The following is a 14,939-nucleotide window of genomic DNA, read 5'->3' on the forward strand; positions in this document are numbered from 1 at the left end:
CGGTTGTGACGGATCGGCGCGGGGTGATGTCCGGACGCAGAAAACGGGGCGGATCATGCCGACACGGCGGGCAATATTGGCGGGAATGGCAGCGGCTCTGGCTGGACCTGCCATGGCCGCGCCGCGCCTGCAGCTGATGATGGTGCGGCGTCGGGGCTGCGTCTATTGCGCACAATGGGACCGCGAGATTGCCCCCGTCTATGCCAGCCACCCCGAGGGCCGCGCTGCGCCCTTGCTGACGGTCGATCTGGACGGTCCCTATCCCGACGGGCTGGCGCTGGCGCGGCGACCATGGCTGACCCCGACATTCATCCTGCTGCAGGACGGGGTCGAGATGGCCCGCTTTGAAGGCTACCCCGGCCGCGACCGTTTCTTTGACGTTCTGCGCGATATGCTGGCCCAGGCGGCGGGCTGAGGCTTTCACCCCGGTCCGCTTTGGTTTATCCCATCGCAAGTAAGTACTTACCTAGACACGGGTCAGCCATGCACGACATCCGCGCAATCCGCGAGAATCCCGCCGCTTTCGACGCCGCACTTGGCTTGCGCAACCTGCCGCCGGCTTCTCCCGAAATTCTGTCGCTGGATGCCGACCGCCGTTCCCGCATCGCCGCGGCCGAGGCCGCGCAGGCCGAACAGAACAAGGCCAGCAAAGAGGCCGGCGCCGCCAGGGGTCGCGGCGACGAGGCGGAGTTCCAGCGCCTGCGCAACCTCGTCACCGCCAAGAAGGACGAAACCGCCCGCCTGCAAGCCGAGGCCTCGGCGCTGGATGCCAAGCTGCGCGAGCTGCTGCTGACCATCCCCAACCTGCCACTCGACAGCGTGCCGCCCGGCAAGGATGAGGATGACAACGTCGAGATCCGCCGCTGGGGCGAGCCGCGCACCCTGGATTTCACCCCCCGCGAACATTTTGAGATCGAAGGCGTCAAGCCCGGCATGGATTTTGAAACTGCTGCGAAACTGGCAGGCTCACGCTTTGTCGTGCTGTCGGGCGGCGTCGCCCGCATCCATCGCGCGCTTGCCCAGTTCATGCTTGACCTGCACGGCAACGAGCACGGGCTGACCGAGACCTGGACCCCGGTGCTGGTCCTGTCCGAAATGATGGAGGGTACGGGCCAGTTGCCGAAATTCGGCGAGGACAGCTATCAGACCCGCGAAGGCTGGTGGCTGATCCCGACCGCCGAGGTGACGCTGACCAATATCGTCAATAACGAGGTCATCGACCACTCCAGCCTGCCGCGCCGCTATGTGGCGCACAGCCAGTGCTTCCGCTCTGAGGCAGGCAGCGCCGGGCGCGACACCGCAGGTATGCTGCGTCAGCACCAGTTCGAAAAGGTCGAGATGGTGTCGATCACCGATGCCGGATCGGGACCGGCCGAGCACGCCCGCATGACCCGCTGTGCCGAGGCGGTGCTGGAGCGGCTGGGTCTGCCCTATCGCACCATCGTACTTTGCGGTGGCGATATGGGCTTTGGCGCGCGCATCACCCATGACCTCGAAGTCTGGCTGCCCGGGCAGAACCGCTACCGCGAGATTTCCTCGGTCAGCTATTGCGGCGATTTTCAGGCGCGGCGCATGAATGCGCGCTATCGCCCGGCGAATGGCGGCAAGCCCGAGTTCGTCCATACCCTGAACGGCTCGGGTCTGGCGGTCGGCCGGACGCTGATCGCGGTGCTGGAAAACGGCCAGCAAGCCGACGGTTCGGTCGTCCTGCCCGAGGTGCTGCATCCCTATCTGGGCGGAAAGACGCGGCTAGGGGCTGACGGCCAGCTGATCTGAGTCAAAAAAAGGCGGTCCGGCGCGCAACTTCATGCGCGTTGGCGGCGTTTCCTGCTCATGTCGCGCGTGGGTACCTTGTTGCTGGTTCTGGCTGCGCTGGTCTTTATGGCCAGCACGGTCTTTCACGCCATGACGCCCGCGCAAGAAGGCGTGACACTGGCCGAGCGGGGCATTGCGCTGGCGGGCCTTCAGCGCCTCACCGAGCAGCCACAGCAAATGGATCTGCCGGGGCTGTTCCTGCAACCCGGGGGCCCTGGCATGGCCGGGCTGATGGTCGTGACCATGGTGGCGCTGGTCTATCACCTTGCCCGCTGTTTCGTTCTGCCGGGCCCGTGGCGGCAGGCCAGACGCAACGATGGCGGGGCCGTGCAGGGGCCACTGATCCTTGGGCTGGTCCTGGGGGCGATCTGGCCCTGGCTTTTGCCCGGACAGCCGGTGGTGGCGCTGGTACTGGCTGCCGCAATGCTGACGGCATTTCTTGCCGCGGCCATGCGCGGCGTCCGCAGCGAGGATGAGGTGCTGCACAGCTCGACCCTTGGCTTTATCGCGGGCTGGGGGATGCTGATCAGCTTTGCCGTTCTGGCGGGACTTTTGCGAGACGAGCTTGGCATCCCGCAAGAGATTGCCGCCGTAATCACCATGCTCATCGGCTCGGTCGCGGCGGTCAGCGTGCAACTGCGGCTGGGGCGCAGGACGGGTTTCAGCCTGGCGCTGCTCTGGGGGCTGATCTGCCTTGCCGGGGCGACGGTCACCACCGACGCGGTGATCGCCACCATGGCGGTGATCTCGATCGCCATCATCGCCGTGGCTATGGTGCGGGTGCTGACCTAAGCGCCCTTGGGCTTTTGCCGGTGCTTGTGTTTGGAAAGCGCGCCGGACTGATTGATCTTGTTCGCCTTGTCCTTGTAGGGGTTCTTGGACCCCTGATCGCGGAAGGTCAGCCGGATCGGTGTACCCGGCATGTCGAAATCCTGCCGCAGCCCGTTGACCAGATAGCGCGCGTAACTGTCGGGCAGTTTGTCGGTATGGGTCGCCATGATGACAAAGGCTGGCGGACGCGTCTTGACCTGAGTGATATAGCGCAGCCGAATGCGCCGCCCCCCCGGAGCAGGGGTCGGATGCGCCTCGGTCATCGCCGACAGCCACTGGTTCAGACGCGCGGTCGACACACGCCGGTTCCAGACCTCATGCGCGCGCAGGATCGCTGCATGCAGCCGGTCCAGCCCCTTGCCCGTGCGGGCCGAGACGGTGACCAAAGGCGCGCCCTTGAGCTGCGGCAGCAGCCGCTCGAACGCCTCGCGCAGCTCTTTGAGCTTTTCGGGCTTGTCCTCTTCGAGGTCCCATTTATTCGCGGCGACGACCACGGCGCGGCCCTCGCTTTCCGCGAAATCGGCAATGCGCAGGTCCTGCTGCTCGAACGGGATACCCACGTCCAGCAGAACGACCACCACCTCGGCAAAGCGCACGGCGCGCAGGCCATCGGCGACCGACAGCTTTTCGACCTTGTCGGTGACGCGCGCCTTTTTACGCATCCCCGCCGTGTCAAAGATGCGGACCGGCGTCCCCATGAACGTGGTACCGACGCTGATCGAATCGCGGGTGATCCCGGCCTCGGGCCCGGTCAGCAGGCGATCTTCGCCCAGAATACGGTTGATAAGCGTCGATTTCCCCGCGTTCGGCCGACCGATCACAGCGATCTGCAAAGGCTTGCGCTCTGAGGGACGCCAATCCTCGGCCTCTTCGTCACCATCCTCGACAGCGACATCGGTTTCGGGCGCCTGCTGGACGTTCTGGGCCTCAAACCCCTCGGCCAGCGGGACAAGGGCGCGGTATAGATCGTCCATCCCCTCGCCATGCTCGGCCGAGATGCGCAGGGGTTCGCCCAGACCAAGAGCATAGGCCTCGATCGCGCCCGCCTCTCCGGCACGGCCCTCGGCCTTGTTCGCGGCCAGAATGACGTGTTTGGCGCGCTTGCGCAGGATATCGGCGAAATACTCATCCGCCGCAGTCACCCCGACACGGGCGTCGATGATGAACAGGCAGACGTCCGCCTCATCGACCGCGCGTTCGGTCAGGCGGCGCATGCGGCCTTGCAGGCTGTCATCTTCGGCCATTTCAAGTCCGGCCGAATCAACGACGATAAAGCGCAGATCGCCCAGACGCCCCTGCCCCTCGCGCAGGTCGCGGGTCACGCCGGGCTGGTCGTCAACCAGCGCCAGCCGCTTGCCGACAAGGCGGTTGAACAGCGTGGACTTGCCGACATTGGGACGCCCGACAATGGCGAGGGTAAAGGTCATCTGTATGCAATCAACTGGCCGCCATGGGTGACGACATAAAGGGTCTGGCCCGCCACAGCCGGCGCCGCCGCGGCCCCGCTCGGGATCTGGGCCGTGCCGATCAGCGCGCCCGAAGCGGGATCGAAGACGCGCAGATAACCGTCAGATGAGGCAAGGTAAAGCCTGGATCCTGCCAGCACCGGACCATAGTGGTTCCAGATCTTGTCCTGCTTGCGAACGATCTGTTCGGTAAAATAGGGCAGTTTCTGCGCCCAGACCCGGCCACCATTGGCCGCGTCCAGCCGGATCAGCTGCGCCTGATCGTTGACGAGAAAGACCGAATTGCCCGCTGCCAGAACAGGGCTCGCCGCGCCTTCGCGGGCGTGCCATTTCATCATGCCGGTGCCAAGGTCAAAGGCCCCGACCCCGCCCGCGCTGGTGCCAGCGTAGACAGTATTGCCGACGATGACCGGATCGCCCGTCATGTCGCGGAAATACGAGACCGCACGGCCAAGCCGGGTTCCCCCGACGTTCGAGACCCAGCGCTGGCTGCCATTGCCGGTGTCGACGCCGATCAGGCCGCCGGTATTCGACGGGAACACCGCCGTATCACCCGCAACCGCCGGGGCCGATGCCCCCATGACGCCCGCCATGTCCTTGTTGTCAAAGCTGCGCCACAGCACCTTGCCGTCGCTGGCGCGCACCGCCCAGCCGGTCTGGTCGCGGCCGACGACATAAACGACGCCATTCGCCACAGTGGGCGCGCCGCTGATCGGCGCATCGACCCGCTGGCGCCACGCGACGCCGCCATTGCGGGTGTCCAGCGCAACCAGCTCACCATAACCGGTGGTCGCAAAGACCCGGCTGCCCTCGACGGCAAGACCCCCGCCCGAGACGCTGCGGTCGCTTTCGCCAGCAGGGCGCAGATCGACGCTCCACACCCGGCCCCCGCCGGTGGTTGTTGCAGCGACGGTGGACTGGCTGTCCAGCGTAAAGATCAGGCCGCCCCCCACAACCGGATCGGCGGTGATGCGGTGGCGCTTGCCCGACGGAGAGCCGATGGCGGCCGCCCAGACCCGTTGCGTCCCCGCCCCCAGCGCGACGTTGCCCGGCGCATGCGCAGCATTGCCAGCACGCTGGGTCCAGTCAGAGTTACCGCGCACCGGCGGCAGAGACAGGGCGGCTGTGGCCGGCGCCTGGGCTCCGTCAGCCACCGGTCCTTCGGGCGACAGCACCGCGCGCGGGTCCAGCCGTTCTCCGGGCAGGATGACCTCACGCTGCTGGCAGGCCGAAAGGACGGTCAGTCCGGCCAGGGCGGCGATCAGGGGCAGCCTCGTCATCGCGTTCTCCTTTATCCTGGCCGGGTGTCGAATCAGACCCGACCGCGGGCACGGTGTTTCAGTTCGCCGGCAGGACCGGTCATTAATTTGCGGCGGGGGCCGGCACGGTTTGCGGCCCGGGACCCGCGTCGCGCTTGGGCTCGACGCCCAGGGTGATCATCATCTCGGACAGGCGGCGACGCAAGGGCTCGGACAGGCCATCCTTTTGCTGGATCTGGCCGATCAGGGTGATTGCGTCCTCTTTGCGGTCCGCGCCCATCAGCGCCACGACCTTTTGCTCAAGCGCCAGAAGCTCAAAGGGCGCGCCGGGCTTGGACAGATCGGCCAGCAGCCGGTCACGTTCGGCCGCGTCCATCGAGGGGCCGGCGACCATCACGGCCTTGAGCAGCGCCAGATCATGCAGCACGGGATCGCCTGCCAGATCAGCCGCAACGGCCTTGAGACGCTCGGCAGCTTTTTGCGGCAGCCCGGCCTCGGCCTCGGCTCCGGCGGCCAGCATCTCGGACAGGGCCTTGCGGCCGGCCGAGCCTGCGGGATCAATGGCGGAAAGCGCCGTGATCGGGTCCTCGCCCTGACGGGCGGCAAGAACGGCATCGCCCCAGGCCTGAGCCCTGGTTTCGGCCTGACGGCTGGAATATTCGTGCCAGGCTGCACCGCCGACGATCCCCAGAATCACCACCAGCGCAACCCAGCCATAGCGGCGGAAAAATGCGAACAGCCGGTCTCGGCGCAGGTCCTCGGTGACTTCGTCGATGAAGCTGTCGTTCTGATTGGCCATGTCGTCCCCGGATATATCCTGCGCGCTGTTCTATACGCGGTTTCACCCGTTTGCCAATGGCGGGACGCGACGCGACTGACGGAAGGCTGACAGGCTGTAGATCGCCAGCGCCACCCAGATGATCGCGAACGCAACCATGTGCCAGCGGGTGAACGGCTCACCAAACAGCAGCACCGCACACAGAAACTGCAACGTCGGGTTCAGATAGAACATCAACCCCAGCGTCGCCATCCCGACCCGCCGTGCGGCATAGCTGAACAGGATCAGCGGCACGGCCGTCACCGCACCCGAGCTGATCAGCAGCAATGAGGTCCACAGATCGGCCCCGAATGCCAGCGGCTGCGCCAGCGCCTCCGGCATCAGCCCGAACCCCTGTCCCAGCAGCCACAAAAGCGCAAGCGGCGTCAGCAGCGCCACTTCGGCTGCGACCGACAGCACCGGACCCAGCGGCAGAGCCTTCTTGATCGCGCCATAGGCGACAAAAGTCAGCGCCAGCCCAAGGCTGATCCACGGCGCGACCCCCAGTCCCCAGGTCAGCAGCACCACCGCCGTCACCGCAAGCAGCACCGCCACCGCCTGCGCCGCACTGAGCTTTTCGCCGAAAAGCAGCATCCCGACCACCACCGCCATCAGCGGAAAGATGTAATAGCCAAGCGAGCTTTGAACGACATGACCGGCCTGGATCGCCCAGATGAACAGGCCCCAGTTCGTGGAAACCATCAGTGCTGCCAGCGTGATGCGCCCAACCCAGCGCCCGGTCAGCGCCTCGCGCAGCGCGCCCAGCCTTCCCTGAACGGCAAGCACGATCAGAAACAGGACCAAAGACCAAAGGGTGCGATGCGCCAGCACCTCAACAGTCGGCACTCCCGAGAGCGCACGATAATAGATCGGCGACAGACCCCAGGTCACACAGACCGCGATCATCGCCCAAAAGCCCTTGGTCCAATCACTCATGCAGGAATCCTTTCGGTCGCCAAGCCATGCCGCCGATTCGCAACCGGGGCAAGGGGCCGCCGGATAACGTGTGGCAAGACGGCCAGGAAAATCCGGTTCGTGACCTGGCCAAACCAGGTGCGTTGTACATGGGGCCGGTTCAGGACGCCCTTACAATCCGGGTCTGAAAGCAATTGTTGCGCGCGGATCGGACATCAACAAAGCTGATGTCATCGCAGGCAAGCAGCTCTGCGGCATAGGAACTGATTTCATCTTTGGCGACGATTTTTCCGGTCCCGTATCGGATCCGCTGATCGGCCGTATATCCTTTCAGCAGATAGTCCGGGCTTTCCAGCATCGGCGGCAGGCCGTCGCCAGCCCACGGCTGACACTCATCAGCGCATAGAAAGATCGGGCCTGTTTCGGCATAGGGCTGTAGTTCATCAAATGGTCGACAGGCCAAGATCAGCATCCCGGCGCCCTTGGGAATAAGCCCCGGACAATGTCGGCATGGATTGCCCTTACCGTCAGAGATCGTCCGCTCGGGCAGGCAACCATATGCATCGCGTCCCCCTGACCTCAGGGCCTTCACGTGATCGCTTGGCAAAGGAAGAAACGTTACCTTTTTCGTTACAGCCTCCTGGAAGCAGACGTTAATCTTGCCCTTCAGCAGGCGTAAGGCACCCGGTTTCCTGCTTTTGAATGCTGACACCGACCGCATCGCGGTCAGCCAGAACATCAGAAATTTGCAACCGTGCTGCGCGATGGAAAAAGGCCCGCCAGATGGCGGGCCCAGATCCAATGTGGCGAGGGGATCAGAGGCGCGAGGCCACGTTTTCCCAGTTCACCAGCTTGTCGAGGAAGTTCTCGAGATACTTCGGCCGGGCGTTGCGGAAGTCGATGTAGTAGCTGTGCTCCCACACGTCGCAACCCAAAAGCGCGGTCTGACCAAAGCACAGCGGGTTCACGCCGTTTTCGGTTTTGGTGATCTTCAGGCTGCCGTCGGCGTCTTTGACCAGCCAGGCCCAGCCCGAACCGAACTGGCCGACGCCGGCTTCGGTGAATTTCTTCTTGAAGTCCGCAACCGAGCCAAAGGATTCGGTCAGGGCTTTTTCAAGCTCACCGGGGATCACGCCGGGGTTCGGGCCCATCATTTCCCAGAACTGGCTGTGGTTCCAGTGCTGGCTGGCGTTGTTGAAAATGCCGTTCTGCGCCACAGCGCCCGACTGGTAGGTGCCCTTGACGATGTCCTCAAGGCTTTTGCCTTCCCACTCGGTACCCGCGATCAGCTCGTTGAGCTTGTCAACATAGGCCTTGTGGTGCTTGTCGTGGTGAAACTCGAGCGTTTCCTTGGACATACCGCCCGCGGCCAGCGCGTCGTGAGCATAAGGAAGGTCGGGAAGCGTAAAGGCCATTTCTGTATCCTTTCCAACGGGTTTGGAGTGATGTTCTGGCACGGATGGGAAACGGGGAAAAGCCCCTGCTGCCAGCTTAACGCCTGGCAGGCAGGCAAGTTCCTGCCTCATTCCGCGCCGGGAAAACCGCAAAATCCGGTTCCGGTCATGACGTTATCATAGCCCAGGGCCGTCGCCGTCACCATAGCCGTACCATCCGCCTTGCGAAGGTTCAACCTATAGTCCAGCCGCTCGGTCCGCTGACCCGAGGCGTTGCGCACCCCGGCAAGCGCCCAGCCATAGGTGCGGCTCTGCCGGTCGTCACCGGTAATGCGCGCCTCGGTCGGGCGGCCGACAAGACGCTTAAGGATCGGGTCAAAGACCTCGATCCGGCCCTCTTTCGGGCCAGAGGTCTGGCGGGTCAGCATGATGAACTCGGGCACCCAGCCGGTGCCGCTTTGATCGACGATCTGGCACATCATCACGATAGGTGCCTCTTGCGCGCGGTCCTGCGCGCTGGAGGCAGAGACCGGCATCATCAGACCGGCAAAAGCAAGGGCAGGCAGGAACGGGACGGAACGCATGGAATCAACCGGATGGCATCAGCCCACCATCCATACGCCGCCCCGCCGCGACCACAAGCCCTAGCGAGGATCCAGCTGCGTGCCCGGCGCCGCCGCAGTCGTCAGAAGGTTGCGCAGATAATCGGCAACCGAGCGGAAGCCGATCAGCACATAGCCCTCGGGCTCACGCCAGATGCCGCAGGCGACCTGCGCGGCACGGGTACGGCGCAGCCCGTCCTCGGGCATCGAGGACAGATCCGTCGGGCACAGTTTCATCAGCACCTGACGGGCCCTGGCGCCATGGATGCGGAACACCGCGCGCATATCGCTGACGTCCAGAACCAGCGCGTGTTCGGTCGACAGCGCATCCCGCAGGGCGGCCAGCGTCCCGGCCACCTCTGAAAGCGGCAGGACCAGCAGCAGCTCATCCGGGGACATCCAGCCCAGCTTGCGGCTGCCGTCCGAGGTGACGCGGCCGCGCCCGGGCACGGCGAGCCCGGCTGCGCCGGCAATCGCATCGCCCGCGCGCTCCAGATCGGCGCGGATCTGGATCATGCCCCAGTCCTGGACCTGCGAAATCCTTGCCAATGCCTCAGCCATTCGCCCGGCTCCCTTCCTTGTCGTAGAACACCGGATCGACGATCCGCGCCTTGTAGCTTTCCTGACCCGCAACGGGGAATTCCAGCACCTCACCCATGCGGTCAGGTCCATGCCTGACCAGACCCATGGCAATCGGCCGGTTCAGCGTCGGAGACATATAGGTCGAGGTCACCCTGCCCTGCGTCTTGCGCTGACCATTCGCATTCACGCCCTCATCGACAGCATAGACGCCGTCGGGCAGCACCCGCCCGTCAACGCTTTCCAGGCCGACGAGCTTCCAGCGTTCGGGATCGGTCATGTGGCTGCGCTCTTGTGCACGCTTGCCGATGAAATCGGCCTTTTTCTTGCTGACCGCCCAGCCAAGGCCCAGATCCTGCGGGATCACCGTGCCGTCGGTTTCGTCGCCGATCATGATAAAGCCTTTTTCGGCCCGCATGATATGCATGGCCTCGGTACCATAGGGCGTAACGCTCAGGTCCTTGCCAGCCTCATGCAGCTTTTCCCAAAGCTCAAGCCCGCGGTTGGCAGGAACGGCCACCTCAAAGGACAGCTCACCCGAGAAGCTGATGCGATAGACGCGGGCCGGAATACCAGCAATCTCGCCCTCGGCCCAGCCCATAAAGGGCAGCGCCTCGGCAGACAGATCCATGCCGCCCAGCCGCTCAAGCAGAACGCGCGCCTTGGGGCCGACCACAGCGATCTGCGCCCATTGCTCGGTCACGTTGGCAGTCCAGACCTTCCAGTCCCACCATTCGCATTGCAGCCAGTCCTCCATGTGACCATGGATGCGCTCGGCCCCGCCAGTGGTGGTGTGGACCAGCCAGGTGTTCTCGCTAAGCCGCGCGGCGACGCCGTCGTCGATCAGAAAGCCGTTCTCGTTACAGATCAGGCCATAGCGGCATTTGCCGACCGGCAGTGTGGACATCATGCCGGTGTAGATCATGTCGAGGAACTTGCCCGCATCGGGACCCTTGACGATGATCTTGCCCAGCGTCGAGGCGTCCAGGGTCCCGACGCTGGCCCGCACCGCCCGCACCTCACGCGCCACCGCATCGGCATGGCTTTCACCCGCCTTGGGATAGCAATAGGGGCGGCGCCAGTGACCGACCGGCTCAAAGAAGGCGCTGCGCGCCTCGTGCCAGCCATGCATCGGAGTTTTGCGCAGGGGCTGGAACAGCTCACCCCGCGCCTCAGCAGCGATGGTGCCAAGCGTCAGGGGCGTATAGGGCGGGCGGAAAGTCGTGGTGCCGGTCGCCGGGATCGGCTGGGTTAGCGCGTTCGACAGAACAGCAAGGCCGTTGATATTGCTGACCTTGCCCTGATCGGTCGCCATGCCAAGCGTGGTGTACCGCTTGGTATGTTCGACGCTGTGATAGCCCTCTTGCGCAGCAAGTTCGACATCCGAGACCTTCACGTCGTTCTGAAAGTCGAGCCACATCTTGAACTTCATTTTGCGCGTGGCCTGCTGCGGCATGACCCAGACCGGCATGATCGCCGCCTCGGCCTGCGCGCCGGTCAGCCCGGCGACCAGCAGATCGCCCGCAGCGGCACCGGCACAGCTTGCCATTGCCTTGCCGTCTGCCCCGGTCGGGGGACGGTTCGGGTCGGGGGCGAACATCGCCTGCGCGTCATCCCAGTTCAGCTTGCCGCCGCAATGGCTCCACAGGTGAACCACCGGGGACCAGCCGCCGGACATTGCCACGCAATCGGCGTCCACCGTCTCGGTCACATCGCCCGAGCCGGAATGGGCGCAGATCTTGACCGCCTCGACCGAATGGCCACCCTTGATCCCGGCGATGGCGCTGCCGGTCAGGACGCGCACGCCCCGGGCACGCACCGCCGCGGGCAAAGCACCCTCGACCGAGTTGCGCGCGTCGATCACCGCCGGCACCTCAAGCCCGGCCTCAAGAGCCACCAGCGCGGTGCGATAAGCGTCGTCATTATTGGCAACGACAACGATCCTGCGCCCCGGCGCGACGCCATAATCGTTGATGTAATCGCGCACAGCCGAGGCCAGCATCACACCCGGCACATCGTTGCCGGCAAAGCTTAGCGGCCGTTCAAGCGCGCCGGTCGCGACGATCACATGACCTGCACGGATGCGCCACAGGCGCTGGCGGGGGATGCCTGCGTTCGGGTCGTGATCGGCCAGCGATTCGCGCGCCAGCAGATAGCCATGGTCGTAAAGCCCGGTCGCCTGGGTCGAGCGGCGCAGGGTTACGTTCTGCATCCCCTGCAGCTCGGCTACCAGAGCGTCGACGTGGGACTGACCATCAGCGTGGTCGGTGGGGGTGCGGCCGCCGAAATGGGGCGTCTGCTCGACCAGCCAGACCGATTTGCCCTCGCGCGCCGCGTCGCGGGCAGCGGCCAGACCAGCAATGCCGCCACCGACAACAACGACATCCACATGGGCATAGGCCTGTTCGTATTTGTCGGGGTCGGCTTCGGTCGGGGCCTTGCCCAGACCGGCCGACCGGCGGATCACCGGCTCAAACACATGTTTCCAGAACGCGCGGGGATGGATGAAGGTCTTGTAATAGAACCCCGCCGGGAAAAAGCGATACAGCCAGTTGTTTACCGCGCCGATATCAGCGTTCAGGCTGGGCCAGCAGTTCTGGCTGGTCGTGACCATGCCGCCGATCAGCGGCGTGGTGGTCGCACGCTGGTTCGGCTCGAACCGGCCCGCCTGACCAAGGCCCAAAAGCGCGTTCGGCTCTTCCACGCCCGAGGCGATCGGGCCGCGCGGGCGGTGATACTTGAAGCTGCGGCCCATCATCAGCTGGCCATTCGCCAACAGGGCCGAGGCAATGGTGTCGCCCGCAACCCCACGCATCTGGCGCCCGTCAAAGCGGAAGGGCAACGGATATGCGCGATCAATCAGGCGGCCGCCGCGCGGCAGTCGGAAGGGTCCGGTCTCGGTCATGCTTTCGGGCTTTCGGCAGAGGTTTCGCCAGAGATGGCGGCAGGGTTGGAAGCAGAGCTTGCGGCAGCCGGTGCGCTATCCCAGTCGGGTTGCCAATCAGGGCGATGCACCCGGATGGCGGCAACGATTTCGTCCGTCGGATGCGGGGTCTGGGCACTGTAGGTGCCAAAGACCTGCAACGTTGCGGTGTCGCGGGCGGCAAGGAACCACTTGCCGCAGCCATAGGCGTGACGCCAACGCTCAAAATGCACGCCCTTGGGGTTCTTGCGGGCGAACAGATAGCTTTCAAATTCGGTGTCCGAGGACCCGGGGCCGACGCGCTTCAGATGCGCTTCGCCGCCCGGCTGCAACTCGGTTTCCTCGGCCGAAATGCCGCAATAGGGACAGGTCAGGATCAGCATGGGTCACTCCTTGGGCGGCAGGTCGCGCAGACAGGCCCGCGTCCCGGCAAAGGGCCGGACACGGGTCATCTGTGTAATGGGCTGGGGGTTGCTGAAGCTTCCGCAGCCGACTGCGGGCGCGTGGCGCACCGGCAGGGCTTGCAGAAAGAAAGCAGGTTTGGTCAGCGCGGGCCCGGCGGCAAGGGTCGCAGCAGGACCCGGCCAGAACGCGCAGCAGGAAACCGAGGGACGAACCGCCCCCCGGCCAATGCAGGAAAAGGCGCCCCCTGGAGCCGGATCAGGCGCCTTAGTTCGTAGAAGGCGTCGCGGGTTCAGCCGGAGCCGCAGGCTCAGCCGGAGGTTCGACCGAAACAGCGCCGTCATCTGCGGGCGCGCTTTCGGACGAGGCTGCCGGTGCGGCAGGCGGTTCAGTCGCGGCCGGTTCGGTTCCCGAGGACACGAACCAGTAAATGACGACCAGCACGACGACGACAACGCCGCCGATGAGCCAGAGGTTGCTCTTGTTCTGTTCGGCCATGAAGAAAACTCCTTGGTCATGGTGACGTACTGAGACAATTCACCAGACAACGAAGAGTTTCCCAAGGCTTGGACGAAATTTTCTGCGCCGGCGCGGAATTTGGCAAGAATTGGCCCAAATTCCGCGGACCCCGGCAGGATCGCGCCCGGCATGAGCATTAGTGCGCCACCCCCGCGGCGACGCTTTCGTCGATGAAGCGGCCTTCGGCAAAGCGGTTCAGGCCAAAATCAGCAGCCAAAGGACCAGGCTGGCCCTTGGCGACCAGTTCGGCCATGGCCCAGCCCGAGCCGGGGATGGCCTTGAAACCACCCGTACCCCAACCGCAGTTGACGAAAATATTGCCCACCGGCGTCGTCGACAGGATCGGAGAGCGATCGCCGGTCATATCGACGATCCCTCCCCATTGCCGCAGCATCTTGAGCCGCGAGAGCATGGGGAAGGTCTCGATCAGCGCGCGCACGGTTTCTTCGACATGATGCCACGAGCCGCGCTGGGTGTAGTTGTTGAACCCGTCGGTCCCGCCCCCGATCACCATTTCACCCTTGTCGGATTGCGACAGATAGCCGTGAACGGTGTTGGCCATGATGACCAGATCACAGCAGGGCTTGATCGGCTCGGACACCAGCGCCTGAAGGGCAAGCGATTCGATGGGCAGGCGGAAGCCCGCCATCTCTGCCAGAACCGAACTGTGGCCCGCCGCGATCAGCGCCAGCTTGTCGCATTCGATCCGGCCTTTGCCGGTGTTCACCGCGACAACCTTGCCGCCGGCGGTCTCAACACCGGTCACCTCGCAGTTCTGGATGATATGCATGCCCATGGCCGAACAGGCGCGGGCATAGCCCCAGGCGACGGCATCGTGCCGGGCGGTACCGCCGCGTTCCTGATACAGACCACCCAGAACCGGATAGCGCGGTCCGTCGATATTGATGATCGGCAGCATCTCTTTGATGCGCTTGGGGGTGATCCACTCGGTCGCCACGCCTTGCAACTGGTTGGCATAGGCGGTGCGCTTGTAGCCGCGCACCTCGTGTTCGGTCTGCGCCAGCATCAGCAGGCCGCGCGGGCTGAACATGATGTTGTAGTTCAGATCCTGCGACAGATTTTCGTAAAGCTTCAGCGCCTTGTCATAGATCGCCGCAGAGGGGTCCTGCAGATAGTTCGACCGGATGATCGTGGTGTTGCGACCGGTGTTGCCGCCGCCCAGCCAGCCTTTTTCCAGAACTGCAACATCGGTGATGCCAAAATTCTTGCCAAGGTAATAGGCGGTGGCAAGGCCGTGGCCGCCAGCACCCACGATGATGACCTGATATTTCTTGCGCGGCTCGGGGCTGGCCCAGGCGCGCTTCCAGCCGGTGTGAAGCCGCATCGCCTCTCGCGCGATGGCAAAGACCGAATAGCGGCCGGTGCTGGAACTTGCGGGGGCAGCAGGCATGACAGA

At 64.5% G+C, this 14,939-nt stretch carries 14 protein-coding genes and 1 pseudogene; 3 read left to right on the forward strand and 12 right to left on the reverse strand.

What is annotated here, in order from left to right:
• The first annotated feature begins 112 nt into the window (after positions 1-112).
• The 3 genes from PARACOCCUSGL_RS0103705 (at position 113) to PARACOCCUSGL_RS0103715 (ending at position 2,607) form a co-directional block, all read left to right on the forward strand.
• Entirely contained in the window at positions 113-415 is a 303-nt protein-coding gene (locus PARACOCCUSGL_RS0103705; protein WP_227493398.1) for a SoxS protein, read from the forward strand.
• A gap of 68 nt (positions 416-483) precedes the next feature.
• On the forward strand, positions 484-1,776 hold the full coding sequence (serS, locus tag PARACOCCUSGL_RS0103710) for a serine--tRNA ligase (RefSeq protein ID WP_010393176.1): 1,293 nt from the start codon (positions 484-486) through the stop codon (positions 1,774-1,776).
• 57 nt (positions 1,777-1,833) lie between these two features.
• Positions 1,834-2,607, forward strand: coding sequence for a hypothetical protein (locus PARACOCCUSGL_RS0103715; RefSeq protein WP_010393179.1), 774 nt, complete (start codon positions 1,834-1,836; stop codon positions 2,605-2,607).
• On the opposite strand, the gene der is transcribed toward PARACOCCUSGL_RS0103715, so the two are convergent.
• The 12 genes and pseudogenes from der to PARACOCCUSGL_RS0103775 all read right to left on the reverse strand — a co-directional run bounded on the left by der (position 2,604) and on the right by PARACOCCUSGL_RS0103775 (position 14,933).
• The gene (gene der, locus PARACOCCUSGL_RS0103720; RefSeq protein WP_010393181.1) at positions 2,604-4,073 is read right to left on the reverse strand and encodes a ribosome biogenesis GTPase Der; all 1,470 of its coding nucleotides are present in this window, start codon (positions 4,071-4,073) and stop codon (positions 2,604-2,606) included. The two genes, PARACOCCUSGL_RS0103715 and der, sit on opposite strands and share 4 nt — an antisense overlap.
• A complete protein-coding gene (locus PARACOCCUSGL_RS0103725; RefSeq protein WP_010393183.1) occupies positions 4,070-5,392 on the reverse strand; it encodes a PQQ-like beta-propeller repeat protein in 1,323 nt (440 codons plus the stop codon). The genes der and PARACOCCUSGL_RS0103725 overlap by 4 nt, the downstream gene beginning before the upstream one ends.
• A gap of 82 nt (positions 5,393-5,474) precedes the next feature.
• Positions 5,475-6,170: a tetratricopeptide repeat protein gene (locus tag PARACOCCUSGL_RS0103730; protein ID WP_010393185.1), complete on the reverse strand. Its 696-nt coding sequence runs from the start codon at positions 6,168-6,170 to the stop codon at positions 5,475-5,477.
• 42 nt (positions 6,171-6,212) lie between these two features.
• The gene (rarD, locus tag PARACOCCUSGL_RS0103735; RefSeq protein ID WP_010393187.1) at positions 6,213-7,124 is read right to left on the reverse strand and encodes an EamA family transporter RarD; all 912 of its coding nucleotides are present in this window, start codon (positions 7,122-7,124) and stop codon (positions 6,213-6,215) included.
• A 139-nt stretch (positions 7,125-7,263) separates the two neighbouring features.
• Positions 7,264-7,842, reverse strand: a complete 579-nt coding sequence (locus PARACOCCUSGL_RS0103740) for a DUF1203 domain-containing protein (protein ID WP_010393189.1) — start codon at positions 7,840-7,842, stop codon at positions 7,264-7,266.
• Positions 7,843-7,918: 76 nt separating this feature from the next.
• Entirely contained in the window at positions 7,919-8,518 is a 600-nt protein-coding gene (locus PARACOCCUSGL_RS0103745; RefSeq protein WP_010393190.1) for a superoxide dismutase, read from the reverse strand.
• A 107-nt stretch (positions 8,519-8,625) separates the two neighbouring features.
• On the reverse strand, positions 8,626-9,081 hold the full coding sequence (locus tag PARACOCCUSGL_RS0103750; protein WP_010393194.1) for a hypothetical protein: 456 nt from the start codon (positions 9,079-9,081) through the stop codon (positions 8,626-8,628).
• 60 nt (positions 9,082-9,141) lie between these two features.
• A complete protein-coding gene (locus tag PARACOCCUSGL_RS0103755) occupies positions 9,142-9,660 on the reverse strand; it encodes a sarcosine oxidase subunit gamma (protein ID WP_010393196.1) in 519 nt (172 codons plus the stop codon).
• Entirely contained in the window at positions 9,653-12,583 is a 2,931-nt protein-coding gene (locus tag PARACOCCUSGL_RS0103760) for a sarcosine oxidase subunit alpha family protein (protein ID WP_010393198.1), read from the reverse strand. Before PARACOCCUSGL_RS0103760 ends, PARACOCCUSGL_RS0103755 begins: the two co-directional genes overlap by 8 nt.
• An 89-nt stretch (positions 12,584-12,672) precedes the next feature.
• A pseudogene (locus PARACOCCUSGL_RS0103765) lies at positions 12,673-12,984 on the reverse strand (sarcosine oxidase subunit delta); the annotation flags it as partial.
• 286 nt (positions 12,985-13,270) lie between these two features.
• Positions 13,271-13,501: a hypothetical protein gene (locus PARACOCCUSGL_RS0103770; RefSeq protein WP_010393202.1), complete on the reverse strand. Its 231-nt coding sequence runs from the start codon at positions 13,499-13,501 to the stop codon at positions 13,271-13,273.
• Positions 13,502-13,658: 157 nt separating this feature from the next.
• Entirely contained in the window at positions 13,659-14,933 is a 1,275-nt protein-coding gene (locus PARACOCCUSGL_RS0103775; protein WP_010393204.1) for a sarcosine oxidase subunit beta family protein, read from the reverse strand.
• Positions 14,934-14,939 lie beyond the last annotated feature (6 nt).

This window comes from Paracoccus sp. TRP (genome assembly GCF_000185925.1).
GTDB classification, from domain to species: domain Bacteria; phylum Pseudomonadota; class Alphaproteobacteria; order Rhodobacterales; family Rhodobacteraceae; genus Paracoccus; species Paracoccus kondratievae.